The sequence below is a fragment of the Gordonia polyisoprenivorans genome (assembly GCF_017654315.1).
Classification (GTDB): Bacteria; Actinomycetota; Actinomycetes; order Mycobacteriales; family Mycobacteriaceae; genus Gordonia; species Gordonia polyisoprenivorans_A.
The window spans coordinates 4464175-4489927 of sequence record NZ_CP072203.1 but is presented as its reverse complement, the minus strand read 5'-3'; the positions used below and the strand labels follow the sequence as shown (position 1 = coordinate 4489927).

Genomic DNA, 25753 nt, shown 5'->3' with positions numbered 1-25753 from the left:
CGCCGACAGCGCTCTGCACATCGGCGACAGAGCTCATGGTGTTGCTGTCGGCGCCTGCGGACGGCGTTCGGCGTAGGAATCCTCATAGGGCCGCCCCGCCATTGCCGCGAGTTCGAACATCAGGCGATCGGTGGCGCTCCGTAAATCGTCGTCCGCCATTGTCTGGTCGACGGGAACTGGGAATCCTATGACGATGTCGACTCGATGCGGGCGCCACATCAGACGACCCGGGGGGTTTACGCGCTCGGTGCCGCGCAGGGCAATAGGGACCACCGGCGCGCCGGTTGCCCGGGCAACCCGCATCACGCCGGTATGGCCGCGGTGCACGCGTCCGTCGCAACTACGAGTCCCTTCGGGATGGATTGCCCACGCGCCACCTCCCGACACCAGGCTGGTCGCCGTGGCCAATGTGGTGGCGGCACGGTCGCCACCGGATCTATCGATGGGAATCTGACCGGCCGCGAGAAAGAACCATCGCTGCATCCGCCCGCGCAAACCCGGTCGGTCGAAGTAGTCGCTTTTCGCGACGAAGGTCAACCGGCGAGGGAGAATGAGACACAGAAGGAGCGAGTCGATGAAGGCGCTATGTGTGGCCGCGACGATGACCGGACCAGTCGCCGGTAGGAGATCGCGGCCGACGATTCGCGGGCGACAGCTCACCCACAATGCCGGCCCGAGTAGGACGTACTTGAACAGCCAGTACCACATGCGTTCCCCTGTGCTTTTCGATGAAAGGACCGTTGAGTTGGCGTAGACACTGTCTACGCGCTCCATGGTAGACAATGTCTACATGGTTGCTGCAGAAGGAGGGAAACCCTCTGACACGACACGTTCTCGTCTGGTGGCGGCGGGAGTGGAGTTGCTCGAGACTGACGGGCTCGCAGCACTGGGGGTGCGGGCGATCGCGAGGAGCGCGGGTGTGTCTCACGGCGCCCCACGGCGGTACTTCCCGACGCACGCGCAACTCTTGGCCGCCGTCGCTCGTCGCGGACTCGACGACCTTGGTACGGAGATCGCGCCGGTACTGCGAGACCGCTCGACGCCTCCGCGGGATCGACTCGTCTCCGCGGCGAACGTGTACGTCGGCTTTGCCCGACGCCGGCGCGCGATGTTCGAGCTGATGTTCCGTCACGACATTCTTGACGGGGCTGGCGGCGACCTGCGATCGCTATCGGTACCGATGATCGCCGAATTGCACTCAGTCGCTGCGGAATTCGTTGGTGATCATCATTCGTGGACCGCCACCGTTCGTTTCTGGATGTCCATTCACGGGTTGGCCGTGCTGGTGGCCAACCGTGCGCTTGAACCGATGGCAGCGTTGATCGAGATTGACGTCGAGGCGTTGGTGATCGGTGCGGTCGACGCCATTGCGTAGTCGCTCCGCGTGGTTACAGCGCTGTCGGGGTTGGGACGGGCGCTGTCAGCGACGAGAAGGGCGCTGTCGGGGTTGGGGCGGGCGCTGTCGGCGGGACAGAGGGCGCTGTCGAGGTTGGGACGAGCGCGCTCGGCGGAACAGAGGGCGCTGTCGGCGACGAGAAGGGCGCTGTCGGGGGTAAAGAGGGCGCTGTCGGCGACGAGAAGGGCGCTGTCGGCGGGACAGAGGGCGCTGTCAGGGGTAAAGCGGGCGCTGTCGGCGGAGGGGAGGGCGCTGTCGCGAGGACTCGGGTCAGGCGGCCCGTGCCTTCTTGAGGGCCTTGCCGAGTTCCTTCTTGCTCATCGAGTCGACGTCGAGTTTGCGCATCCGTGCGATGACGACCGGGCACCGTACGCAGCGGGTCTTGGAGCGACAACACTTCTTCTTGGGCGTGAGGTCGGCGACCTTTGCCGGGTTTTTCTTGCCCATGCGCTGACGCTAGCACCGGCTGTTCACCCGCTGACACTCCGCTGTGATCGCGGTCTCTCCCACGGACCCGATACGCTGTTAGCCGTCGTCAGTCTGCCGGCGCCGGTTCCGCGTGCGCCGAGTGACCGTCCCCGTACACGAAAGAGATCTCAGTGAGCCCTGCTCCCAACTTCCGCAACGTCGCGATCGTCGCGCACGTCGACCACGGCAAGACCACGTTGGTCGATGCGATGCTCCGGCAGTCCGGGGTGTTCGGCGAGCGCGCCGAGCTCGTCGACCGCGTGATGGATTCCGGTGACCTGGAGCGCGAGAAGGGCATCACCATTCTCGCCAAGAACACCGCGGTCCACCGTCGCCAGCCCGACGGCACCGAGGTCGTCATCAACGTCATCGACACCCCTGGTCACGCCGATTTCGGCGGCGAGGTGGAGCGCGGTCTGTCGATGGTCGACGGCGTGGTGCTGCTCGTCGACGCCTCCGAGGGCCCGCTGCCCCAGACCCGTTTCGTATTGCGCAAGGCGCTGTCGGCATCGCTGCCGGTCATCCTGTTGGTCAACAAGACCGACCGGCCCGACGCGCGTATCGCCGAGGTCGTCGAGGAGACCCACGACCTGCTCCTCGATCTCGCGTCCGACCTTCCCGAAGAGGCCGCCGCGGCCGCCGAACAGGTCCTCGACCTTCCGGTGCTCTACGCCTCGGGGCGCGCGGGCATCGCGAGCACCGTGCAGCCCGCCAACGGTGAGGTGCCCGAGGGTGAGAACCTCGATCCGTTCTTCGACGTGCTGCTCGAGCACGTCCCGGCCCCCAAGGGCGATCCGGAAGCGCCCCTGCAGGCCCACGTCACCAACCTCGACGCGTCGCCGTTCCTCGGCCGCCTCGGGCTGGTCCGCATCCACAACGGGACCCTGAAGAAGGGGCAAACCGTCGCATGGCTGCGTGAGGTCACGAAGGAAGACGGAACAGCGGAGCCCGTTGTCGAACGCGCCAAGATCACCGAACTGCTCGCCACCGTCGGCGTCGAGCGCAGCCCGGCCGAGTCGGCTGTCGCGGGCGACATCGTCGCGGTCGCCGGAATGTCGGAGATCATGATCGGCGACACCCTCGCCGACGCCGAGAACCCTGTCGCGTTGCCGCGCATCACCGTCGACGAACCGGCCATCGCGGTATTCATCGGCACCAACACCTCGCCGCTGGCCGGCCGGGTCAAGGGCCACAAGCTGACCGCGCGCATGGTCAAGGATCGCCTCGACTCCGAGCTGATCGGCAACGTGTCGCTGCGTGTCCTCGACATCGGGCGTCCCGACGCCTGGGAGGTCCAGGGTCGTGGCGAGCTGGCACTGGCGATCCTCGTCGAGCAGATGCGCCGCGAGGGCTTCGAGCTGACCGTCGGCAAGCCGCAGGTGGTCACGCGCCGGGTCGACGGCAAGGTGCACGAGCCGTTCGAGCACCTCACCATCGACGTGCCCGAGGAGTACCTCGGCGCGGTGACCCAGTTGCTCGCGGCCCGCAAGGGGCGGATGGACCAGATGAACAACCACGGCTCGGGCTGGGTGCGGATGGAGTTCACCGTGCCCTCCCGCGGACTGATCGGCTTCCGCACCGACTTCCTCACCGAGACCCGCGGCACCGGTATCGCCAACGCGGTCTTCGACGGGTACGCGGCGTGGGCCGGCGAGATCCGCGCCCGGCACACCGGATCACTGGTCAGTGACCGCGCGGGTACCGTCACGCCGTTCGCGATGATCCAGCTCGCCGACCGCGGCACGTTCTTCGTCAATCCCGGTGACGACACCTACGAGGGACACGTCGTGGGCATCAACCCGCGCGCCGAGGACCTCGACATCAACGTGACCCGCGAGAAGAAGCTGACCAACATGCGGCAGTCGTCGGCCGACGTGATGGAAACCCTCGCCAAGCCGATGCATCTCGAACTCGAGGGCGCGATGGAGTTCTGTGCCGCCGACGAATGTGTCGAGGCGACTCCCGAGGTGGTGCGGGTGCGTAAGGTGCATCTGGATGCCACCACCCGAGCCCGCGAGCGTTCGCGCGCCAAGACGCGGGATGCCGCGGCGGGCTGAGCCCCGTACGCGCTCGGGTGAACGTGGTCGTGGTCTGGGGGTGAGTGGATTCGTGATGGACGTGGGATGTGAGCGGTCGAGGCGGCGTCGCGTGACGTATTCGGCCGGGCGATCACTCCTGCTCGTCCTCACGGTCCTGGCGGCGGTGCTCGGGGTGGCGGCGTGTACCGCCAACCCGCCGCCGCCGGTGCGAGACACCGCGACCCCACAGACGCCGACCGAGTATCCCGACGGCAAGACGATCTACGTTGCCACCGACTCGATCGGTACCGGTTTCAATCCGCACCTGGGCGCCGACCAGAATCCGGTGACCACGGCCATCGCCGCGATGACCCTGCCCAGTGCGTTCCTGCCGGTGCAGACGCCCGACGGCGTTGTCTGGCAACGCAACGACGCGCTGGTGACCTCGGCGGAGGTCACCTCGACCCAGCCGTTCACGGTCACCTACCGCATCCATACCAATGCGCAATGGTCCGACGGCCTGCCGGTCACCGGCGACGATTTCAACTATCTGTGGCAGCAGATGTCGCGACAGCCGAATGTGGTGGCGCCGGCCGGTTATCGGCTGATCGACTCGGTCACCTCCAGTGCGGGGAGCAAGGTCGTCGAGGTCCGCTTCGCACAGCCCTATCCGCGGTGGCGCGAGTTGTTCACCAACCTGCTGCCCAGCCACGTGCTGCGTGGCACCCCGGCCGGCTTCCAGACCGGCATGGACTCGGGGAAACCGGTGTCGGCCGGTCCTTTTCAGATCTTCTCTCTCGATCCCACCCGGGACGAGGTGCGGTTGATCCGCAACGACCGCTACTGGATGACGCCGTCGAAGCTCGACCAGGTGGTGTTGCGCCGGGCCGGTACCGACTCGCAGATGATCGATTCGATTCGTTCGGGTGGCTCGGCGCTGGCGACGGTCGGCGCGGGCCCGGCGACGACCGCCGAGCTCACCGCGGTTCCCGGGCTGACTGATCAGCGCGGGCCGACCTCGCGGGCCCTCACGGTCAGCGTCAACGCGCGTACCCCGGTGATGAATCGGGTGGAAATGCGGCGCGCGATCCTGTCGATGATCGACACCAACCTCGCGACGCTGGCCGGTGCGGGCGAATGGGTGGTGCAGCAGTACGCCAACACCGTGTACGCGCCGTCGGACCCGGGGTACTTCCCGGTGAGCCGCCCCCGGCCCGCGCCGCAGGCGATCGACGATCTGCTCGCGTCGGCGGGATACAGGCGCACACCACCCGCTCCGGACACCCCGACATCCGGCTCGCCGAGCCCATCGGGTTCGACCGGCCCGTCGAGTTCGGCGAGCCCGAGCAGTTCGTCGGCACCGAGCAGCACGCCGACGTCCGAGGCGCCCAGCGTTGCCCCGGTACCCGACGGCGTCATCCCGTTCGAGAAGGACGGGCAGGATCTGACGGTCCGGGTCGGCGCGATCAGCGGTGACCCCCGGTCGACATCGGCCGCGGCGAACATCGTCGATCAATTGCGTTCCGCCGGTGTACGAGCCGGGGTGGTGTCGCTGCCCAACAGCGATCTCTACGGCGTCGCGCTGACCGATTCACGCGTCGATCTCGTCGTCGGATGGACGGGGCTCGGTGTGCCCCCGGCGGCCGCGCTGGCCTCCCAGGTCGACTGCGACCAGCCCAAGCCCGGCACCGCGCCGTCGCTGTCGACACCCCCGACCCCCACCAGCGTCGCACCCAGCCAGGACGCGTCCGGCGCGACCACCGTCTACGCCAGCAACATCTCCGGGGTGTGCGATCCCGCGCTGATCTCCCTGGCCCGTGATGCGCTGTCGGCCGACGATCCGACGCCGATGCTCGCCGAGGCCGAGCCGTTGCTGGCCGATCAGGCGATCTACCTGCCGCTCTACCAGGACAGCATGCTCGTGGGGGTGACGCCGGCGGTGACCGGTGTGCCGCTGTCCGGGCCGATCCAGACCTCCATCTACGGCACCGCCGCCACCTGGGACATCAAATGACCGCATCGTTCGAGTCGGCAGGACGCCGACTGCTGCTGCTGCACGCCCACCCCGACGACGAGACCATCATGACCGGCGGCACCATCGCCCGGTATCTCGACGAGGGTGTCGACGTGCGCGTGGTGACCTTCACCCTGGGTGAGGAGGGTGAGGTGATCGGCGACCGCTGGGCGCAACTGGTCGCCGACGGCGGTGCCGATCAGCTCGGCGGCTACCGCATCCTCGAACTGACCCGGGCGCTCGAGGCCCTCACCCCGCCCGGTCGGCCTCCGCTGGCCCCGCGATTCCTCGGTGGTGCCGGACGCTGGCGCGACTCCGGGATGGCCGGGACGCCGTCGGCAGAGCATCCGCGCGCGCTGGCGCAGGGCCCGTTCGACGCGGTCGTCGCGGCGCTGGCCGACGAGATCGCCGAGTTCGATCCGCAGGTGGTCGTCACCTACGACACCGCGGGCACCTACGGGCATCCCGACCACATGACGGTGCACGAGGCCTCGGTGGCCGCGGTGCCGATCGCGTCGGAGCGGACCGGAACCGAGTACCTGGTGTACGAGTCGGTCACCGAGGCGAGTGCACTGCGTGCCGGTCTCGCTGCGGCGGCCGACCGCGTTCCCGACGGCTGGCGGATGCCGCTCGAGGACGAACTGCCCAGCTACCCCGACGACCGGATCACCACCGCCATCGACGTCGGCGGGGTGTATCAGCGCAAGGTCGACGCCCTGGCCGCACACGCGACCCAGGTGAAGGTGGCGCCGTCGCGGACCGAATACGCCTTGTCCAACAACATCCTTCAGCCGATCTTCGACGTCGAGCACTTCATCCTGCGCAGCCCGGCACCGGAGGGGGCCTCGACCCCCGCACCGGAGGCGTCGCGACGCAACGACGATCTGTTCACCCCGCAACGCCGTCCCGCGCAGGCGCACCCGTGACCCGCGCGCTCGACCGCTTCCTCCTCGCGATGCTGATCGTCGACGGGGTCGTGGTCGGGCTGGGATCGGTGGCGTTCTGCTACCTGCGGTTCTGGGGGCAGCCCGTTCCGGTCGTCGCCCTCGTCGCCGGCCTGGTCAACGCGATATTGCTGTGGCTGGCGGCGCGCACGACCGAGTCACCGCTGCGGTTCGCGCCGTTGGCCGCGTGGGTTCTGGTCCTACTGGTCGCGGCGTTCACCGGTCCGGGTGGCGACGTGGTGCTCTATCTCGGCGGCACCACCGTTCCCGCGACGCTGATGCTGGTCTTGTTCGGTCTCGGAATCCCGGTGGCGCTCATCTGGTCGGGACGGCTGCCGCGCCCGGACGCCTGAGCATCCCGAGCCACCCCGAACGCCCGGGACCCTGCGGTTAGAGTGGGTCCATGGTTTTGCGCGCGTGGGCGACCGATCATCGGGCGCCCGTCGAGCGGGTCGCCGCGGCGCTGGAGCGGTTGTCCGCCGCCCCGGTGGGAACGCCGGCCGACCTCTCCGACGACGAGTGGATCGCGCTGCTCGGCGCCGACGGTGATCTCCTCGACGAGCTGTGCGCGCACGCCGACGCGGCCCGCCGAGCGGTCACCGATCCCGAGGCCCTCACCTTCGTGGTGAATCGCAATCTCGACACCGCCGTGGCCGCAGGCCTGACCACCGACCCGGCACTGGAGGATCTGGTCGTCGAGGCCCGCGAGCTCGGGGCGACCGAGATCTGCATGCAGGGGCCACTACCCGCCGATGCCCCGGCCGAGGGGTACCTGAACCTGATCGAGCGGATCACCGCTGCGGCGCCGGTCCATCTGCACGCCTTTCGCCCGCCGGAGATCCGCGACGCCGCCGCCCGGCTGGGCGTCGACGTCGAGGAGTTCCTCCGCCGAGCACGTGCTGCCGGACTCGGCTCGGTGCCGGGCACCGCGGCGCAGATCCTCGACGACGAGGTCCGTGCCGTCCTCGCACCACCCGGGGCCGACCACGCCCGCGACCGATGGATCGAGGTGATCACCGCAGCGCACGAGGCGGGACTGTTTTCGACGGCGACGGTGTTGTACGGGCATGTCGAAACGCCGGGCCAGGTCGTTGCCCATCTGCGGACGCTGTCCGGGATCCAGTCGCGTACAGGCGGGTTCAGTGAGCTCATCCTGATGCCGATGGTCGCCGACAACACCCCACCCCACCTGCGGTCGGCCGCGATGGCCGGCGCCTCACGCCGTGAGACCCGCGCGATTCACGCCGTGGCGAGGCTGTTCACCCTGGGCCGGTTCGACCACATCCAGGTCGCCTGGACCAAGCTCGACGCCGGCGTCGTCGACGAGGTGTTGCGGGGCGGGGTCGACGACATCGGCGGGATGCTGCTCGACGGCACCGTGATGCCGTCGGCCGGCCCGGAGGCCGGTCGCGTCCTCGACGCCGAGCGCCTCGCCGGATTCGCCGAACGCGCCGGCCGCACGCCGGTCCAACGGACCACCGCCTATCGGCAGCCCGGCGACCAGCCGATCCTGCACCGGGCAGGCCGGTGACCGCGGCCGCACCCCAGGTCGACGTCGCGATCGTCGGGGCGGGATTCGCCGGGCTGGGCATGGCCACGCATCTGGCGCGGCGCGCGAGGGAATCGTTTGTGGTCCTCGAACGCGCCGACGCCGTCGGCGGCACCTGGCGTGACAACATCTATCCAGGCATCGCCTGCGACATCCCCGGTCACCTCTATTCGTTCTCGTTCCGTCCCCCCGCCGACTGGTCGGCGATTTATCCCGCCGGCGCCGAGATCCGCGCCTATCTCGACCGGCTCGTACACGACGAAGGACTGGCCGACCACATCCGCCTCGGCCGCGAACTCACCTGTGCCACCTGGGATGCCGAGAGCGATCGATGGCATCTGGTCACCGAAGGAGTCGACGGTGCGCAGTCGCTGACCGCCCGGATCCTGCTGCTGGCCGTCGGCCGGTTGTCGGAGCCGAGAATCCCCGACATCGAGGGCCTCGACGATTTCCCGGGGACCGTGGTCCACACGGCCGCCTGGGAGCCCGATCTCGAACTGACGGGCGCCCGGGTCGGGGTGGTCGGCACCGGGGCGTCGGCGATCCAGATCGTGCCGCATGTGGCCGCGCGCGCCGCCGAACTCGTCATCTTCAGCCGCACCCCGCCCTACATCGTGCCGCGCGAGGATCGTCGCCTCGACGCTGCCGAGCGGGCCGAGCTCGTCGACCCGCAGCGGGCGGCCGCACATCGCAACGAACTGTTGCGCAATGCCGACGCCGCGTTCGCGCAACGGCTGCGCCGCCGTCCCGACATCGACGAGATCCGGGCGCGGGCCCTGACGCACCTGCGCGCCCAGATCCCCGATCCGGTGCTGCGGGCCGAACTCACCCCCGATTACGAGATCGGTTGTAAACGAATACTTCTCAGTGACGATTTCTATCCGACGCTGTTGCGCGAGAACGTCGTCTTCGAGCCCGGCGCCCTCGAGTCGGTGGTCGAATCGAAGGCGCGGGCGGCCAGTGGCGGCAGCCACGATCTCGACATCCTGGTGATGGCAACAGGTTTCGAGGCGGCGCGACCGCCGGTCGCTACGCGCGTGCACGGCCGGGACGGCGAGTTGCTCGCCGACCACTGGCGACACGGCATGGTCTCCTATGCCTCGACCGTGGTCGCCGGTTTCCCGAACATGTTCGTGCTCGACGGCCCGAATGCGGCCCTCGGCCACAATTCGGCGATCTACATGATCGAGACGCAACTCGACTACGTCGTCGGCGCTCTCGATCACATGGCCGAGGCGGGGGTGGCCGCACTGGAGGTCACCGCCGACGCCGAGGCCGCCTACACCCGGGAGATCGACGACCGGAGTTCCGATACGGTGTGGTTGACCGGTTGTGACAGTTGGTATGTCGATCCCGAGAGTGGTCGGCTGACACTGCTCTGGCCGGGGACGGCGTTGTCGTTCCGAGAGCGCAACGGCACGTTCGAGCCGGAGCCGTTCCTCACCCGATTGTCAGCGGCCACCACCAGCGAACGAGGGGAGTGAGCACCCATGGCATCCATGAGCATGGCCGCGGCACTCGATGCCGCGACGAGCGCCGAGGTCACCGACGACGAGGTGGTGAGCACACTGTTGTCGGCGTCCGGCTCCGATCTGCATGCGCTGCAACGGATCGCCGCCGATCTCCGCGACGAGGGCCTCGCGGCCGCGGGACGAACCGGGCAGGTCACCTACTCGCGCAAGGTGTTCATCCCGCTGACCAAACTGTGCCGCGACCGCTGCCACTACTGCACCTTCGTGACGATCCCGGGAAAGCTCGCGCGCGCCGGTGCGGGGATGTACCTCGAACTCGACGAGGTCGTCGACATCGCCCGCAAGGGTGCCGAACTCGGTTGTAAGGAAGCGCTGTTCACCCTCGGCGATCGCCCGGAGGATCGATGGCCGCAGGCCGCGCAATGGCTGGCCGAGCGTGGTTACACCTCCACGCTGGACTACGTCCGCGCCGCCGCGATCGCGGTCCTGTCACAAACGGGACTGTTGCCGCACCTGAATCCGGGGGTGATGAGCGCCGAGGAGATGACCGCCCTGCGTCCGGTCGCCCCGTCGATGGGCATGATGCTCGAAACCACCTCGCGCCGGCTGTTCACCGAGAAGGGTATGCCTCACTACGGCAGCCCCGACAAGGATCCGCTGGTACGGCTGCAGGTGTTGCGCGATGCGGGTGCGGTCGGGATTCCGTTCACCACCGGAATACTCGTGGGCATCGGCGAAAGTCTCACCGAGAGAGCGCAATCGCTGCTCGCGATGGCCGAGATCGCCGCGGCGGGCGGGCACATCCAGGAAGTGATCGTGCAGAACTTCCGGGCCAAGCCGGACACCGCGATGCGCGGCACCCCCGACGCCGAGATGACCGAATTCCTCGCCGCGGTCGCGACCGCGCGGATCGTACTCGGTCCGCACATGCGAATCCAGGCGCCGCCGAACCTGGTGTCGGCAGCCGAGTGCGAGGCACTCATCGCCTCCGGCGTCGACGACTGGGGCGGGGTGTCGCCGTTGACACCCGATCACGTCAATCCCGAACGTCCCTGGCCCAACCTCGACGTGCTCGCCGATCTCACCGCCGGCGCCGGATTCACCCTGACCGAACGTCTCACCGCGCAGCCGCCGTACATCCTCGACGCGTCGTCGTGGATCGATCCGGCACTGCATGATCACGTGGCGGCCCTGAGCGATCCGGACAGCGGTCTGGCCGCCGACCGGATTCCGTCACCCCGGACGTGGCCGGCGGTGGCGTGAGCCCCGCGACATCACCGGCGATCGTGGTGCGCCGCGAGGGCCCGGTAGCCCCCGACGACATCGGTGGCCCGGTGTAATCCCAACTGCTGCAACGATGCCGCCGCCAGGCTCGAGGTGTATCCCTCCGAGCACAGGATGATCCACCGTACGTCGTGGTCGACGGCTTGTGTGATGCGCGCGTCGCTGGCCGGATCGCATCGCCATTCCAGGACGTTGCGTTCGATGACGAGTGCCTCGGGAACCTCCCCTTCGGCGGCGCGTTGCGCGGCGGGCCGGATGTCGACGAGCACGGCACCGGCGGCGAGTTCGGCGTCGAGATCCTCGGCGGGCAGTCGTTGCAGGGACTCCCGCGCGACGAGGAGCATGTCGTCGATGGTCATCGGCATGGGTTCACGATAGGTGTTCTACTCCGGTTCGTCGGTCAGTTCGGTCCGGGTCCGGCGGAGCGCGCCGCCGTCGGTGACCTCGTAGAACGACATCGCGGTCAGCGGCGGGGAGTAGGCGTGGACGCTGAGCGTCGGACCACTCGGAGTGGCCACGCTCGGAGTGGGCACGGAGGTGTCGCCCGTCGGGGCGGTGAGCCCACGCGCGGGCGGGATGCTGCCGTGGTGCTGCACGTCGTGGACCCAGCCGAGAGGAAATGCGGCCTGATCACCGGCCGAGAGGATGCGCAGCGCGAGATCGTCTCCGGTCCAGCGGTATTCGCGCAGTGCGCCGCTCAGGACGGTCAGGGCGCCGAGCGATCCGGCGTGGTCGTGCAGGTCGGTGGAGCGGTCCGGCGTCCAGCTGATCAGCCACAGGTCGAGGTCGTCGTCGGATTCCAGACGGGTCGACCACCGTTCCACCGGGTCCCAGGTTGCGGGCAGCAGGCGGTCATATCGTCCGTCGAGGACGTCGGCGACGCCCTGGTCGGTGATCCGCAGCAGGTCGGCCGGACGCAGCCGGGTCGGTAGGTGGGCGGCGGTGTGGCGGGCGGAGCGGTCCGGGCGGTACGTACGGGTTGGCTGGGTACGGGAGGGCAGGGTCGAGGTCATGAGTTCTCCTGTGAACGAGGGGCGAGGGGAGAGTGCGCCGGATACGGTGACGGCCGCGACATCGCCTCGATGGAGTGCTCACGCGACCAGGGTGGCCGGGCATCGGCGCGAGCGGGAGGGTTCTCCTCACCCTGGGTGCAACCGGGTCTCGGTGTGATTTGTGACTCAACGACCGCCGGCGAGCAGGGGCGGGTGTGGGAGGGCCTGCTGGTGGGCAGATACTCTAGGACGACACGTGTGTGCGGTGTGGAGCTGCGGATTGCCGCTGCATGCGTGTTCGGCGCGACCAGCCCTCGCGTACATCTCGGCCGGCCGGACGACGGCGGCCGACCCGAAGTGCTTGCAGCAAAGGAGTGTGTGGTGACCTACATCATCGCGGAACCCTGCGTGGATGTGATGGACAAGGCATGTGTGGAGGAATGCCCGGTCGATTGCATCTACGAAGGTGGTCGCAGTCTCTACATCCAGCCGGATGAATGTGTGGACTGTGGTGCCTGCGAGCCGGTGTGTCCGGTGGAGGCCATCTTCTACGAGGATGACGTCCCCGACGAATGGGATCCGTACGTCAGTGCCAACGCCGACTTCTTCGACGAGCTCGGCTCGCCGGGCGGTGCCAGCAAGGTCGGCAAGACCGATTTCGATCCGCCTTTCATCAAGCAACTGCCCCCGATGAACGAGGACGAGGACTGAGCTCGAGGTGACCGGTGACCGTCCGGCCCGACGCCGGGTCAGTGCCGCCCTCCCCGATTTCCCGTGGGACACCCTCGCCGAGGCGAAGGCCACGGCGAACTCCCATCCCGGCGGCATCGTCGATCTCTCGGTCGGTACCCCGGTCGATCCGGTCGATCCGGTCATCCGTGAGGCCCTCGCGGAGGCCTCGGGGTTCCCGGGCTATCCGACGACGATCGGTACCGAGGCCCTGCGTGCCGCCGCGGCTGCGGCGCTGAGCCGTCGCTACGGAGCCGTCGGCGTGGACGAGTCGAGCATCCTCCCGGTGATCGGCACCAAGGAAGCCATCGCCGGGGTGGTCTCGACGCTGGGTGTCGGTGCCGGCGAGATGGTCGTCATCCCGGAGGTTGCCTACCCGACCTATGAGGTCAGTGCCCTGCTGGCCGGTGCGACACCGGTGCGCGCCGATTCGACGGTGGCACTCGGACCGGCACGCCCGGCCGTGCTGTTCCTGAACTCACCGTCCAATCCGACCGGCAAGGTGCTCGGGGTCGACCACCTGCGCAAGGTGATCGACTGGGCACGCGAGCGTGGGACCGTCGTCATCTCCGACGAGTGTTATCTCGGTTTGTCGTGGGATGCCGAGGCCGTCTCGGTGCTCGACCCGCGTGTCTCCGACGGCGACCACACCGGTCTGCTCGCGGTCCACTCGTTGTCGAAGATCTCCAACCTGGCGTCCTATCGCGCGGGTTTCTTCGCCGGTGACCGCGACCTGATCGCCGAGCTGCTGGCCGTTCGCAAACATGCCGGGCTGATGGTTCCGTACCCGATCCAGGCGGCGATGACAGCAGCGCTCACCGATGATGCGCACGTCGAGGTCCAGCGCGCCCGGTATGCCGAGCGCCGAACCGAGCTGGCCGCGGCGGTCCGCGCAGCGGGTTTCGCCATCGACCACTCCGAAGCCGGTCTGTACCTGTGGGCCACCCGCGGCGAACCGTGCCGGGAGACCGTCGATTGGCTCGCGCAGCGAGGCATCCTCGCCGCGCCGGGCGACTTCTACGGGCCCGCGGGCGTCGACCACGTGCGGATCGCGTTGACGGCGACCGACGAGCGGATCGCCACCGCGGTGCAGCGGCTCGGCTGAGACGCGGTCGCCGGTGACATTCGCGGAGTGTCCTGCGAGGCCGGCGACGTGCTGGCGCGCCGATACCGCACCCGGCGAGTCGATCATCCTGCCGGACGGATGCATGGATCTGATCTGGACCGGTGAGGAACTGCTGGTTGCGGGTCCCGACACCGGACCGTACGTCTTCCGTACCGACCGGCACCGGGACATGACCGGATTGCGCTTCGCGCCGGGGTACGCGCCCGGACTTCTCGGTGTCCCCGCATCGGAGTTCCGGGACTCGCGGGTGTCGCTGAGCGATCTCTGGCCGGCGTCGGGCGTGCGCCGCTGGGAGGAGACACTCGCTGCTGCCGACGATGTGGGCGCGGTCCTGTCCGCGCTGTGCGACGCAGTGCCGGGTGAGCCACTCCCGCCGTGGATCGGCACGCTGGCCTCGATGCTCGTCCGTGGCGTCCCGGTCTCCGCTTGTGCCGACACGGTGTCGGTGTCGGTGCGCACCCTGCACCGGATCTCGTTGCAGTACTTCGGTTATGGCCCCAAGACTCTCGCCCGGATCCTGCGGATGCAGGCCGCGCTGGCGCTACTCGACGACGCCGGGGAGGATCTGAGCGGCATCGCTGCGCGCGCGGGATACGCCGACCATGCGCACATGTGCCGCGACTTCGCCGAACTCGCCGGCGGGCCGCCGACGGCGTGGACCGGTGGCGGTCAGGCCAGCGGGCTGTAGAGGTCGACGGGGTTGCCGTCGGGGTCGGCGATGACGGCATAGCGCTGACCCCAGAAGGCGTCGAACGGTTCGCGTATCGACCGGTGTCCGGCGGCGACGAGCGCGGTGTGCTCGGCGTCGACATCGGCGGGGGTTGCGCAGGCGAAGGCGAGCGCCATCCGGTGGCCGCCCGCGGGTTCGGTCCACCCCGGCATGAACGATTCGACGACGGCGCGGGTGTCGAAGAGAATCCTCATCGGGCCCACCGAACTCTCCGCGTGCGGGGCGTCGGCGGCGCCGGGATCGAACCGCAGACCCAGATGAGTGTAGAAGTCGACGGTGGCCGCCATGTCGGCGACGACGATGGACAGGGCGTCGAGGATCGGTCCCGTAGTGCGTGTTGTGTCGGTCATACGCTCAACGTATGGCCACCGCACCCCGGGCGTCTTGAACGTTTCGGACAGATCCCGGCAGTCGGCGGTGTGTTGGTGTCAGTTCTTGTGCAGGGCCTCGTTGAGGGCGATGCCGTCGCCCTTCCACGGGACCACCTCGACGGCGCCGTTGAGGCTGTTGCGACGGAACAGCAGATTGGACTGGCCGGAGAGGTCGCGGGCCTTGACGGTGGTCCCGTCGGGCCCGGTGACCTTGGTGCCCGCGGTGACGTAGAGGCCGGCCTCGATGACGCAGTCGTCGCCGAGCGGGATGCCGCAGCCGGAGTTCGCGCCCAGCAGGCAGCGCTTGCCGAGCACGATGCGCTCCTTGCCGCCCCCGGACAGCGTGCCCATCGTGGACGCGCCGCCGCCGATGTCGGAGCCGTCGCCGACGACGACACCCGCCGAGATGCGGCCCTCGACCATCGACTCGCCGAGGGTGCCGGCGTTGAAGTTCACGAAGCCCTCGTGCATGACCGTGGTGCCGGGCGCGAGGTGCGCGCCGAGTCGGACGCGGTCGGCGTCACCGATGCGTACACCACCGGGCGCGACGTAATCGACCATGCGGGGGAACTTGTCGATGCTGTAGACGGTCACCGCGCCGCGGGCGCGCAGCCCGGCGCGGATCTTCTCGAATCCCTCGACGGGGCACGGGCCGTGATTGGTCCACACGACGTTGGCGAGTAGGCCGAAGATGCCGTCGAGGTTGGCGCCGTGCGGCGCGACGAGGCGATGCGAGAGCAGGTGCAGACGCAGGTAGACGTCGTAGGCGTCGACTGGCGGCGCCGACAGATCGGCAATCGTGGTCGACACGGCGACGGTCTTGACCCGGCGGACGGCGTCGACGCCGACGAGGTCACGGAGGTCGCCGGGGGTAGCGGTGTCGTCCAGGATCGTCGTGCCGCTCTGCTCACTCGTACCGAGCTGCGGCTCGGGGAACCAGACGTCGAGGATGACGCCGGGATCGGCGGAACCCCCGTTGGTCACCGTGGCGATTCCGACTGCGTGTGCACCATTGTTCGTCACGGCACCCGAGCTTACCGGTGGGGCGTCGTGTGGTCGGCAGCCGGATCAGACCGCCGGGTCACGCCGCGGCGGAGCCGCCAAGTCAGGCCGCGGCGGAGCCGCCAGGTCAATCACTGTGTCGATAGTCGCGCAGGTAGTGCTCCGTCTCGGTGTCGGTGTAGTCGGGAATCAGTGCGCTGTGATGCAGCTTCCGGCCCAGCATGGTCATCGTCGTGGCGGCGACACCGAAGGCGAGCAGTCCGACGACGGCGGCGGTGACGGCCAGCGCGGTGTTGCCGACCACCACCGACACGAGCAGCACGGCCAGGCTCGCGAAACCGACGATGAGCAGGAAGAACGCCAGCACCCCCGCAGGATGCTGACCGTGGGAATCATGAGAACGGTGGACATCGTGAGAACGAGCGGACATGGCGATCATCTCCTCGGTTCGAACACTCCGCTACACCTCCACGCTACGACGGTCACGACAGTCGAGTAGACGTTTCGCCGATCATCTCCGGACACGATCGAGCTCATCTCCGGACACGATCGAGCCATCATCCGAACGGCCGAACGCGCTGGTCGTGGCCGTGTGATGTCCGTATTGTCGCATCATGGTCGAACGTGGACACCGGACTCCGCACCAGGGCGGGCCGCCCCGACGCCGGCGTTGGCCCTGGGTGCTCGCCGGACTCGGTGTGGTGGTCATCGTCGCGGCGGTGGTCGGCGGCGTGATCTTCAAGCCGTGGTTGGTGTTCGTCGACACCGAGATCGCCGACGAGATCCCGGTCGCCGCGAGCGGCGCGCCGGCGTCGGGTACCTCATCGGCCACGCCCGTGGTGCTCTCGTCGGGGACGTTCATCAGCCACGAACACGACACCACCGGTGCCGTGTCGATCATCGAGAAGCCGTACGGCTCAAGGATTCTCGCCATCGAGAACCTCGACACCACCACCGGCCCCGATGTGCACGTGTGGCTCTCGGCCGGGGAGGTGATCGGCGGCTTCGCCGGCTGGCGTACCGCAGGCGGCGCCCCGCACGTCGACCTCGGCCCGATCAAGGGCAACCGTGGCAATCAGGTGTATCAGGTGCCCGCGACCACCGACCTCGCCCGGTTCCCGGCGGTGGTGCTGTGGTGTGTGCAGTTCGACGTGTCGTTCGGCGCGGCCGAACTTCGTCCGGTATGACCCCTGTGCTGTACACAGTGCGGTGTAAACCACGCAGGCGTAACCCTTTTCGGCGCCGCGCCATCGGCTTCGTTACGGTGGGGGCGTGAATGCCCTCGACCTCCATGGCGATCCGATCGACCTAACCGCGGCGCTGGTCGACATCCACAGTGAATCCCGGGACGAAACTGCCATCGCCGACGCCGTCGAATCCGCGCTCCGGGAGCAGACCACCGGCTTCGAGATCGTGCGTCACGGCAACCGGGTGCTCGCGCGCACCGACCGGGGTCTGGGCAGCCGGGTCATCCTTGCCGGGCACCTCGACACGGTCCCGGTGGCCGGGAACCTGCCGAGCCGGCGCACCGACGACGTCACCGAGGGCGACGTCCTGCACGGGTGCGGAACGGTGGACATGAAATCCGGTGACGCGGTGTTCTTGCATCTCGCGGCAACGCTGGCCGATCCGCGCCACGACCTCACGCTCATCTTCTACGACTGCGAGGAGATCGCCGCCGAGTACAACGGCTTGGGGGTCATCGAACGTGAACTGCCGCAGTGGCTTTCCGGTGACGTGGCGATCCTCGGCGAACCCACGGCCGGGCAGATCGAGGCAGGATGCCAAGGCACCCTGCGGGTGCGGCTGACCGCGACCGGGACCCGAGCGCACTCGGCGCGAGCGTGGATGGGCGACAACGCCATTCACAAGCTGGGGGAGGTTCTCACCATCCTCGCCGGGTATTCGCCGCGCCGCGTCGACATCGATGGTTGCGAGTATCGCGAGGGACTCTCGGCCGTCGGGATCGGCGGCGGCGTGGCCGGCAATGTCGTACCCGATGCCGCCCACGTCGACGTCAACTTCCGCTTCGCACCCGACCGCAGCGTCGAGACCGCACTCGACCACGTTAGTGAGGTGTTCGCCGGGCCACTGGCCTCCGGTGCGGTGACGCTCGAACTCACCGACTCCGCCGCGGGCGCGCTGCCCGGCCTGTCGCATCCGGCGGCGGCTGCACTCGTCGACGCCGCGCAAGGACGATTCCGCGCCAAGTACGGCTGGACCGACGTGTCGCGATTCTCGGCTCTCGGCATTCCTGCGGTGAACCTCGGACCGGGGGATCCGAGCCTGGCCCACCGGGTCGACGAACGCGTCCCGGTCGCCCAGATCCGCGAGGTCACCGAGTTGTTGCGGGCCTACCTGAGCTGATCCGACGCGCACCGGGTTCCCGTCGGTGCGGCGGGGACATCGGCCGGGCGCGCTAGCGTTACGCCCATGACAACCTCTGGCAGCGAGACGACCTCTGGCAGCGAGACGACTTCTGGCAGCGAGACCACGTCAGGCAGCGAGCCCGCCGAGCGTGATCCGGTCACCGATCTCGACATCGAGGATCAGCAGGGCACCCGCTACATCGGCCCGATGCGGGTGCGTCGCACCGACACCGACGAACGCACCACCGATCGTCGACTGCTCGAGTGGGTCGATCCGCGCGACGCCGAGCGCCGGGCCGAACGCACCATGCGCGATTCCTGGCGCGTGCTGCGAATCCAGTCGGAGTTCGTGGCGGGTTTCGACGCCCTGTCCGACGTCGCCGAGGCGGTCACGGTGTTCGGGTCCGCGCGTCTGCAGCCCGGCTCACCCGATTACGAGCTCGCGGTGCGCGTGGGCAGAGCACTCGGCGCGGCGGGCTACGCGGTGATCACCGGCGGTGGACCGGGCGTCATGGAGGCCGCGAACAAGGGTGCCCACGAGTCGTCGGCGACGTCGATCGGACTCAACATCGAGCTGCCGTTCGAGCAGCATCTGAATCCCTGGGTCGACCTGGGCATGAACTTCCGCTACTTTTTCGTCCGCAAGACGATGTTCGTGAAGTACGCGCAGGCCTTCGTCTGTCTGCCCGGCGGCCTCGGCACCCTCGACGAACTCTTCGAGGCGCTGACTCTGGTGCAGACCAAGAAGGTGGTCCGGTTCCCGATCGTGCTCGTCGGCCGTGCGCACTGGGCCGGGCTGCTCGCCTGGATGCGTGAGGTCCTCGTCGCCAAGGGGATGGTCTCGGCCGAGGATCTCGATCTGGTGACCGTTGTCGACGAACCCGACGAGGCGGTCGAGGTCATCCGGGCGGCCGCGCAGCGCCGCGCAGCGCCGCGCGACGCGCGGTGACGCCGACTGACGATCCGGCCCGACCGACACCGGCCCCGACTCAGGGACCGGCAGCGTCCGGCGCGATCGGGCGAGACGAACACACATCCGCCGACCACGAGGTCTGCGGACACAGCGAGAGGGCGGGGGAATGATGAGCGCGATCTGCGTGTACTGCGCGTCGGGACGCAATGTGGGGCAGGAGTATCTGGATCTCGCGGCCGAACTCGGCACCGCGATCGGGGCGGGCGGACACACGCTGGTCTCCGGTGGCGGCAACGTGTCGATGATGGGCGCTGTCGCCGACGCCACGCGCGCGGCCGGTGGTACGACGGTCGGGATCATCCCGCGGGCCCTGATGCAGCGCGAGGTCGCCGACCTCGACGCCGATGAACTCGTCATCACCGACACCATGCGGGAACGCAAGAAGCTGATGGACGATCGGGCCGACGGCTTCATCACGTTGCCGGGAGGTATCGGCACGCTCGAGGAGTTGTTCGAGACGTGGACCGGCGGATTCCTCGGCATGCACAGCAAGCCCGTCGTACTGCTCGATCCGGTGGGTTTCTACACGCCGCTGTTGTCGTGGTTGCAGGGTCTGGTGGCCCCGGGATTCGTCGCACAGAGTTCACTGGACCAGCTCGTCGTCACCGATTCGGTGGAGGGTGCGCTGCGTCATGCTACTGACCGGTAAGGTGTGGACACGAGCTGGCGCCGTGCGTTCACGGCGGACAGCGCGCGCCATCGTCGTCCAACCGGAGAGCGAGTAAGTCGATGTCGTCCCAGGACACCGTCGGAATCACAGATCTGTTCAGAGGCGTGCTCAAGATGGCGCCGCAGGCTCCCCAGATGATCAAGCACGCACCCGGTCTGATCCGCCGGCCCGCCGACGCCAAGCGCACCATCGGCCTGATCTTCCAACAGCACGCGGCCAACCATCCGGACCGGCCGTTCGTGCGGTTCGAAGGCAAGTCGACCACCTACGGCGAGGCCAACCGGACGGTGAACCGGTACGCCGCGGTACTCGCCGACAAGGGTGTGCAGACCGGCGACGTGGTGGCGATCCTGTCGAAGAACTGCCCGACCGACCTGTTCGTGATGCTCGCGACGGTCAAACTCGGTGCGATCGCCGGGATGATCAACTACAACCAGCGCGGCAACGTCCTCGAGCACAGCATGAAACTCCTCGGCGCCCGGGTGTTCGTCCATGACCCGGAGTGCGCGGAGGCCTTCGGGTCGATCCCGGAGAGCGCGCTGCCCGAGCACGTCCTCGATTTCGCCGCACTCGATGCCGCGGCGCAGGGACGGTCGGAGTCCGACCCGAAGGTCACCGCGACCCTGCCGGCATCCACCGAGGCGTTCTACATCTTCACCTCCGGGACCACCGGCCTGCCCAAGGCCAGCGTGATGAGCCACAACCGGTGGCTGGCCAGCCTCTCGGGTATCGGCGGACTCGCGGTGCGCCTGCGCGCCAGCGACACCATGTACGTGCCGCTGCCGCTGTACCACAACAACGCCCTGTCGGTGTCGCTGTCGTCGGTGCTCGCCTCGGGCGCCTGTATCGCCATCGGCAAGCACTTCTCGGCGTCGAAGTTCTGGGACGACGTCATCCTCAATCGTGCCACCGCGTTCTGCTACATCGGTGAACTGTGCCGGTACCTCCTGGCGCAGCCGGAGAAGCCGACCGACCGCGCCCACAGCGTGCGCCTCGTGGTCGGCAACGGCATGCGCCCCGACATCTGGGACGAATTCCGCGAGCGGTTCGGCATCGACCGGATCGTCGAGTTCTACGGGGCCAGCGAACTGAACCTGGTGTTCGTCAACGCCTTCAGCGCCAGCCGCACCGCCGGGTTCTGCCCGCTGCCGTACGCGATCGTGGACTACGACGAGGACGGCAAACCCAAACGCAACGCCGACGGCCGGCTGACCAAGGTGAAGCGCGGCGGAACGGGTCTGCTCATCTCCGGTATCAACGATCGGGTCCCGATCGACGGTTACACCGATCCGGAGGAGACCGAGAAGAAGATCGTCCGCGATGCCTTCAAGGACGGCGACGCCTGGTTCAACTCGGGCGATCTCGTCCGTGATCAGGGTTTCAGCCACATCGCCTTCGTCGACCGGCTCGGCGATACGTTCCGCTGGAAGGGTGAGAACGTCGCGACCACCGAGGTCGAGGCCGGACTCGACGGGCACCCGTCGATCGCCCAGTCGGTGGTCTTCGGTGTCGAGGTCCCGGGCACAGACGGCAAGGCCGGAATGGCGGCGGTGACGCTGCGCGAGGGTGCGGACTTCGACGGCAAGGAGGTGGCCTCGCACCTCTACGAGGCACTGCCGTCGTATGCGATGCCACTGTTCATCCGGATCGTCGGTCAGCTCGAGGCCACCTCGACGTTCAAGAATCGCAAGGTCGAACTGCGCGACGAGGGCTACGAGAAGGTCGGCGACGATCCGCTCTACGTGCTCGCCGGACGATCCGATGGATACGTCGAGTACTACGACTCCTATCCCGACGACGTCGCGGCGGCCAAGGCGCCCAAGAACTGAACGCTTTCGTAGTCTGGACGTCATGGACGCCATGGACGCGCGACGTGTGAAGTACGGGGGCGAGACCCTGTGCGGCCGCCCGGTCGCGGCCGACCGCGCACTCGTGATGGCGATCGTGAACCGCACGCCCGATTCGTTCTACGACCGTGGGGCCAGTTTCACCGACGATGCGGCCAAGGACCGGGTCGACCGCGTCGTGGCCGAGGGCGCCGACATCGTCGACATCGGCGGCGTCAAGGCCGGTCCGGGTGCGGAGGTCGACGCCGCGGGCGAGATCGCGCGGGTGGTGCCGTTCATCGCGTGGATTCGTGATCGCTACCCCGATCTGCTCATCAGTGTCGACACGTGGCGCAGTGAGGTCGCCGATGGGGCGTGCGCGGTGGGCGCCGACCTCATCAACGACACCTGGGCCGGCGCCGACCCGGGATTGGTCGAGGTGGCCGCGGCGCACCGGGCCGGGATCGTGTGTTCGCACACCGGTGGCGCGGTGGTGCGGACCCGACCGCATCGGGTCTCCTACGGCGATGCGGTCACCGACGTCGTGGCCGATGTGCTCGAGGCGGTGACGTCGGCGGCCCGTCGTGCCGAGGCCGCAGGTGTCGCACGTGACTCGATCGTGATCGATCCGACGCATGATTTCGGCAAGAACACTCACCACGGGCTGACCTTGTTACGTCACGTAAAAGATCTTGTTAAGACAGGTTGGCCGGTGCTGATGGCGCTGAGCAACAAGGATTTTGTGGGGGAGACTCTGGGAGTGGACCTCGAACACCGGGTGGAGGGCACACTCGCGGCGACCGCTCTGAGCGCTGAACACGGCGCCCGGATCTTCCGCGTCCACGAGGTCGCCGCCACCCGCCGCGTGGTCGACATGGTCGCCGCGATAGCGGGCACACGGCCTCCAGCCAGAACAGTCAGGGGACTCGCATGACCAAGAAGGTACGTCGAACCCAGAACCGCCCACACGTCGCCGGACGGACACCGTCGGCATCCACCGGTCGGGACAAGGCCGCCATGTGGCCGGCGCCCGCAGACACCGTCGACCGGGGTTCGTGGTCGGCCACCCATACCTGGGAACAACCGGACTGGACGATCGACGAACTCGTCGCGGCCAAGGACGGACGCACGGTATCGGTGGTGCTGCCCGCCCTGAACGAGGAAGAGACCGTCGCCGACGTCATCGCCACCATCCGGCCGTTGGTCGGAACCCTGGTCGATGAGCTGATCGTGCTGGACTCCGGGTCCACCGACGCGACCGCCGAACGCGCGCGGGCCGCCGGCGCCGAGGTGATCAGCCGCGAGGACGCGGTCCCCGAACTCGAGCCCGTCAAGGGCAAGGGCGAAGTGCTGTGGCGCTCGATCGCCGTCGCCACCGGCGACATCATCGCCTTCGTCGACTCCGATCTGATCGACCCCGACCCGATGTTCGTGCCGAAGATGCTCGGTCCCCTGCTGGTGAATCCGGACATCCAGCTGGTCAAGGGCTACTATCGGCGTCCCCTGCGAACCGGGGGCACCCAGGACGCCAACGGTGGCGGCAGGGTCACCGAGCTCGTCGCACGACCACTGCTCGCCTCGCAGAAGCCCGAACTCACCGCGGTGCTCCAGCCCCTCGGCGGGGAGTACGCCGGTACCCGCGAGATGTTCGCGTCGGTGCCGTTCGCCCCCGGTTACGGTGTCGAGATCGGGCTGCTGATCGATACCTACGACCGCTACGGCCTCGAGGGCATCGGCCAGGTGAATCTCGGGGTGCGCACCCACCGCAACCGCCCGCTCATCGAGCTGGGTGTGATGAGCCGACAGATCGTGGGCACCTTGATGCGCCGCTGCGGCATCGAGGATTCGGGCGTCGGGTTGACCCAGTTCACCGCGGAGCCCGACGGCACCTTCACCCCGCACACCACCGACGTCTATCTCGAGGACCGCCCGCCGATGAAGACCCTGCGCGCGGTCGACATCGCCGCCGACGACGAGGAGATCGCCTCGTAGGCCCTCGCCTGGTGGGGCGCTCGCCCGCCCCTGCCGTCGCGACGTGGCATCGGACGGGCCACGGCGGCGCGACCGGTCACCTCTCTGACACCATGGGATCATGCAGACACTGTTGCTGTACCTGCTGATCATGGCGGTCGTGGTGGCCGTCGTCTTCGCCGTGGTCTGGTTCGTGTTCGGTCGCGGCGAGGACCTCCCGCCGGTCGACGCGACCTCGACGCTGACCCGTCTTCCGCGCAACGGGATCAACGGATACGACGTGCGCACACTGCGGTTCGCGCTCACCGTCCGCGGGTACAAGCAGAGCGAGGTCGACTGGGCGCTGGCCCGGCTCGCCGACGAGATCGACGACCTCCGGGCGCTGATCCAGCAACTGCAGGACCGCGACGCCGCATCCGTACACCCGGTCGCCGCGGGTATCGGTCGTCACGAGGCCGGCACGGTGGCCGAGGGAGTCGATGGTCCGCAGGCAAGCGCCGTCGAGTCGCACGCGACAGGAGCCGGGGACCACCACCCGGACGGTGCCGGGGAGGCCTCGGTCGACCCCGCTGCCGGGGCCGTGACCGAATCGCGTGACTGACTTGCGGGCGCGTGGGGCATCTGCACGTCGGTGCGCCACGTATCATTGCTCTGGCGGCAACCACCGTCACCGGCCGCATGGCCGCGATCCGGGCTTCTCCGTCTTGTCGGAATGATCGTCCGGCGACGGCCGGGAGCCCTCGGCGACGCGAGACTCTGAAGGGAGTTTGAGAATGGCGGCGATGAAGCCACGAACTGGGGATGGGCCAATGGAAGCGGCCAAGGAGGGACGTGGGATCGTCGTGCGCATTCCGATCGAGGGTGGTGGACGACTGGTGGTCGAACTGACCCCGGACGAGGCCGCAGCTCTCGGCGAAGAACTCCGCGGGGTCACCGGCTGACCGGGTCGCAGGCCCGCTCGGCGCTGACCGAGCTACTTCCCGACCTGAGGTGTCCGATCTGCTCGGATGCCCTGGATCTCACCGCCGACCACGCCGCGCTGCGGTGCGGTCGGCGACATTCCTTCGACATCGCCCGCCATGGCTACGTCGCGCTCCTCGACGGGCGCTCCGGTGCGCTCCGCGCCGACACCCCGGAGATGGTTGCCGCTCGACTCCGTGTGCACGACGCAGGCGTCCTGTCGCCGGTCGTCGAGGCCACCGCCACCGCCGTCGCCGATCTGTGCCCCGCCGACGAGCAGTCGCCCGATGCGCAGTCGCCCCTGATCGTCGATCTCGGGGGCGGCCCAGGGGTGTATCTCCGCGCGTGTCTGCGCCGGGCCCCGAACGCGCGCGGGGTGGTCATCGACCTGTCCAAGGCGTGCGCCCGGGCGGTGGTGCGCGGCGAGCCGACCGCCGCGAGTGTGGTCGCCGACGTGTGGCGGCAGATCCCGATGAGGTCCGGTTCGGCAGCGGTGGCGTTGTCGGTGTTCGCCCCGCGCAACATCGCCGAGACCGCGCGTGTCCTGCGCGCCGGTGGTCATCTCGTCATCGTGGCACCCCGTCCCGATCACCTCACCGAACTCGTCGGCCCGCTGGGCATGCTGACGGTGGCGCCGGACAAGGACGATCGGATCGAGGCCGCGTTGTCGCCGGTTTTCGACATCGTCGACCGGCACGTGGTGCAGCAGACGCGCACGGTGACCGCGCCGACGATCGCCGACCTCGTCGCCATGGGGCCCTCGGCATTTCATCACGAGCGCGCGCACATCGACGAGGTCGCCGACGGCGTGGCCGCCGCTCACGGTGGCAGCCTCGAGATCACCGTCGCGGTCACCGTCACGGTGTGCCGCATCCGCTGACCGGTCCCG

28 protein-coding genes are annotated in these 25753 nt (G+C 68.5%); 21 read left to right on the top strand and 7 right to left on the bottom strand.

Annotated elements, in window-relative coordinates; translation table 11 throughout:
- Positions 1-33: 33 nt before the first annotated feature.
- On the bottom strand, positions 34-708 hold the full coding sequence (locus J6U32_RS20290) for a lysophospholipid acyltransferase family protein (RefSeq protein ID WP_208796239.1): 675 nt from the start codon (positions 706-708) through the stop codon (positions 34-36).
- Positions 709-772: 64 nt separating this feature from the next.
- On the opposite strand from J6U32_RS20290, the gene J6U32_RS27890 reads away from it, so the two are divergent.
- Positions 773-1375, top strand: coding sequence for a TetR/AcrR family transcriptional regulator (locus J6U32_RS27890; RefSeq protein ID WP_208791881.1), 603 nt, complete (start codon positions 773-775; stop codon positions 1373-1375).
- A 291-nt stretch (positions 1376-1666) separates the two neighbouring features.
- Here the strand turns inward: J6U32_RS27890 and J6U32_RS20280 are convergent, their stop codons facing one another.
- On the bottom strand, positions 1667-1843 hold the full coding sequence (locus J6U32_RS20280; protein WP_208791880.1) for a hypothetical protein: 177 nt from the start codon (positions 1841-1843) through the stop codon (positions 1667-1669).
- Between the two features lie 152 nt (positions 1844-1995).
- Between J6U32_RS20280 and typA the strand changes: the two genes are divergently transcribed.
- The 7 genes from typA to cofG all read left to right on the top strand — a co-directional run bounded on the left by typA (position 1996) and on the right by cofG (position 11124).
- Positions 1996-3921 carry a translational GTPase TypA gene (typA, locus tag J6U32_RS20275; protein WP_208791879.1) on the top strand — a complete coding sequence of 642 codons (1926 nt, stop codon included), beginning with the start codon at positions 1996-1998 and terminating at the stop codon, positions 3919-3921.
- Between the two features lie 91 nt (positions 3922-4012).
- A complete protein-coding gene (locus J6U32_RS20270; protein WP_208791878.1) occupies positions 4013-5896 on the top strand; it encodes an ABC transporter family substrate-binding protein in 1884 nt (627 codons plus the stop codon).
- Complete coding sequence (mshB, locus tag J6U32_RS20265; protein ID WP_208791877.1) at positions 5893-6822, top strand: N-acetyl-1-D-myo-inositol-2-amino-2-deoxy-alpha-D-glucopyranoside deacetylase; 930 nt, start codon at positions 5893-5895, stop codon at positions 6820-6822. Before J6U32_RS20270 ends, mshB begins: the two co-directional genes overlap by 4 nt.
- Positions 6819-7193: a facilitated glucose transporter gene (locus J6U32_RS20260; RefSeq protein ID WP_208791876.1), complete on the top strand. Its 375-nt coding sequence runs from the start codon at positions 6819-6821 to the stop codon at positions 7191-7193. The genes mshB and J6U32_RS20260 overlap by 4 nt, the downstream gene beginning before the upstream one ends.
- A gap of 50 nt (positions 7194-7243) precedes the next feature.
- Complete coding sequence (locus tag J6U32_RS20255; protein WP_208791875.1) at positions 7244-8371, top strand: FO synthase; 1128 nt, start codon at positions 7244-7246, stop codon at positions 8369-8371.
- On the top strand, positions 8368-9873 hold the full coding sequence (locus J6U32_RS20250) for a flavin-containing monooxygenase (RefSeq protein ID WP_208791874.1): 1506 nt from the start codon (positions 8368-8370) through the stop codon (positions 9871-9873). The genes J6U32_RS20255 and J6U32_RS20250 overlap by 4 nt, the downstream gene beginning before the upstream one ends.
- A gap of 6 nt (positions 9874-9879) precedes the next feature.
- Entirely contained in the window at positions 9880-11124 is a 1245-nt protein-coding gene (gene cofG, locus J6U32_RS20245; RefSeq protein ID WP_208791873.1) for a 7,8-didemethyl-8-hydroxy-5-deazariboflavin synthase CofG, read from the top strand.
- An 11-nt stretch (positions 11125-11135) separates the two neighbouring features.
- Here the strand turns inward: cofG and J6U32_RS20240 are convergent, their stop codons facing one another.
- Together J6U32_RS20240 and J6U32_RS20235 are read right to left on the bottom strand one after the other, a co-directional pair.
- On the bottom strand, positions 11136-11510 hold the full coding sequence (locus J6U32_RS20240) for a rhodanese-like domain-containing protein (RefSeq protein ID WP_208791872.1): 375 nt from the start codon (positions 11508-11510) through the stop codon (positions 11136-11138).
- 18 nt (positions 11511-11528) lie between these two features.
- Positions 11529-12158, bottom strand: a complete 630-nt coding sequence (locus J6U32_RS20235; RefSeq protein ID WP_208791871.1) for a cysteine dioxygenase — start codon at positions 12156-12158, stop codon at positions 11529-11531.
- A gap of 357 nt (positions 12159-12515) precedes the next feature.
- Here J6U32_RS20235 and fdxA point away from each other — a divergent pair, with 357 nt between their 5' ends.
- The 3 genes from fdxA to J6U32_RS20220 are packed head-to-tail and all read left to right on the top strand — an operon-like array spanning position 12516 to position 14680.
- Positions 12516-12848, top strand: coding sequence for a ferredoxin (gene fdxA, locus J6U32_RS20230; protein WP_014360612.1), 333 nt, complete (start codon positions 12516-12518; stop codon positions 12846-12848).
- A gap of 7 nt (positions 12849-12855) precedes the next feature.
- Positions 12856-13971, top strand: coding sequence for a succinyldiaminopimelate transaminase (gene dapC / locus J6U32_RS20225; RefSeq protein WP_208791870.1), 1116 nt, complete (start codon positions 12856-12858; stop codon positions 13969-13971).
- Positions 13972-13984: 13 nt separating this feature from the next.
- On the top strand, positions 13985-14680 hold the full coding sequence (locus tag J6U32_RS20220) for a helix-turn-helix domain-containing protein (protein WP_208791869.1): 696 nt from the start codon (positions 13985-13987) through the stop codon (positions 14678-14680).
- Here J6U32_RS20220 and J6U32_RS20215 read toward each other — a convergent pair.
- The 3 genes from J6U32_RS20215 to J6U32_RS20205 all read right to left on the bottom strand — a co-directional run bounded on the left by J6U32_RS20215 (position 14662) and on the right by J6U32_RS20205 (position 16525).
- The gene (locus J6U32_RS20215; RefSeq protein ID WP_208791868.1) at positions 14662-15072 is read right to left on the bottom strand and encodes a VOC family protein; all 411 of its coding nucleotides are present in this window, start codon (positions 15070-15072) and stop codon (positions 14662-14664) included. The genes J6U32_RS20220 and J6U32_RS20215 overlap by 19 nt on opposite strands.
- 78 nt (positions 15073-15150) lie before the next feature.
- A complete protein-coding gene (gene dapD, locus J6U32_RS20210; protein ID WP_208791867.1) occupies positions 15151-16116 on the bottom strand; it encodes a 2,3,4,5-tetrahydropyridine-2,6-dicarboxylate N-succinyltransferase in 966 nt (321 codons plus the stop codon).
- A gap of 106 nt (positions 16117-16222) precedes the next feature.
- Positions 16223-16525, bottom strand: coding sequence for a hypothetical protein (locus tag J6U32_RS20205; RefSeq protein ID WP_244332209.1), 303 nt, complete (start codon positions 16523-16525; stop codon positions 16223-16225).
- Positions 16526-16775: 250 nt separating this feature from the next.
- Between J6U32_RS20205 and J6U32_RS20200 the strand changes: the two genes are divergently transcribed.
- The 10 genes from J6U32_RS20200 to J6U32_RS20155 all read left to right on the top strand — a co-directional run bounded on the left by J6U32_RS20200 (position 16776) and on the right by J6U32_RS20155 (position 25744).
- Complete coding sequence (locus tag J6U32_RS20200; RefSeq protein ID WP_208796237.1) at positions 16776-17282, top strand: DM13 domain-containing protein; 507 nt, start codon at positions 16776-16778, stop codon at positions 17280-17282.
- 85 nt (positions 17283-17367) lie between these two features.
- On the top strand, positions 17368-18462 hold the full coding sequence (gene dapE, locus J6U32_RS20195) for a succinyl-diaminopimelate desuccinylase (RefSeq protein WP_208791866.1): 1095 nt from the start codon (positions 17368-17370) through the stop codon (positions 18460-18462).
- Positions 18463-18528: 66 nt separating this feature from the next.
- On the top strand, positions 18529-19413 hold the full coding sequence (locus J6U32_RS20190; RefSeq protein ID WP_244332207.1) for a TIGR00730 family Rossman fold protein: 885 nt from the start codon (positions 18529-18531) through the stop codon (positions 19411-19413).
- A 133-nt stretch (positions 19414-19546) separates the two neighbouring features.
- Positions 19547-20086 carry a TIGR00730 family Rossman fold protein gene (locus J6U32_RS20185; protein WP_208796235.1) on the top strand — a complete coding sequence of 180 codons (540 nt, stop codon included), beginning with the start codon at positions 19547-19549 and terminating at the stop codon, positions 20084-20086.
- 80 nt (positions 20087-20166) lie between these two features.
- Positions 20167-21936 carry a long-chain-acyl-CoA synthetase gene (locus J6U32_RS20180; RefSeq protein WP_208791865.1) on the top strand — a complete coding sequence of 590 codons (1770 nt, stop codon included), beginning with the start codon at positions 20167-20169 and terminating at the stop codon, positions 21934-21936.
- Between the two features lie 31 nt (positions 21937-21967).
- Positions 21968-22867 (top strand): dihydropteroate synthase, encoded by a 900-nt coding sequence (gene folP, locus J6U32_RS20175; protein ID WP_208796234.1) that lies wholly within the window; start codon positions 21968-21970, stop codon positions 22865-22867.
- Positions 22864-23925, top strand: coding sequence for a glucosyl-3-phosphoglycerate synthase (locus tag J6U32_RS20170; RefSeq protein WP_208791864.1), 1062 nt, complete (start codon positions 22864-22866; stop codon positions 23923-23925). Before folP ends, J6U32_RS20170 begins: the two co-directional genes overlap by 4 nt.
- Before the next feature lie 100 nt (positions 23926-24025).
- Complete coding sequence (locus J6U32_RS20165) at positions 24026-24505, top strand: DivIVA domain-containing protein (RefSeq protein WP_208791863.1); 480 nt, start codon at positions 24026-24028, stop codon at positions 24503-24505.
- Positions 24506-24677: 172 nt separating this feature from the next.
- A complete protein-coding gene (locus J6U32_RS20160; protein WP_007320197.1) occupies positions 24678-24845 on the top strand; it encodes a DUF3117 domain-containing protein in 168 nt (55 codons plus the stop codon).
- A gap of 71 nt (positions 24846-24916) precedes the next feature.
- Positions 24917-25744 carry a putative RNA methyltransferase gene (locus J6U32_RS20155; RefSeq protein ID WP_338837848.1) on the top strand — a complete coding sequence of 276 codons (828 nt, stop codon included), beginning with the start codon at positions 24917-24919 and terminating at the stop codon, positions 25742-25744.
- The last annotated feature ends 9 nt before the right edge of the window (positions 25745-25753 follow it).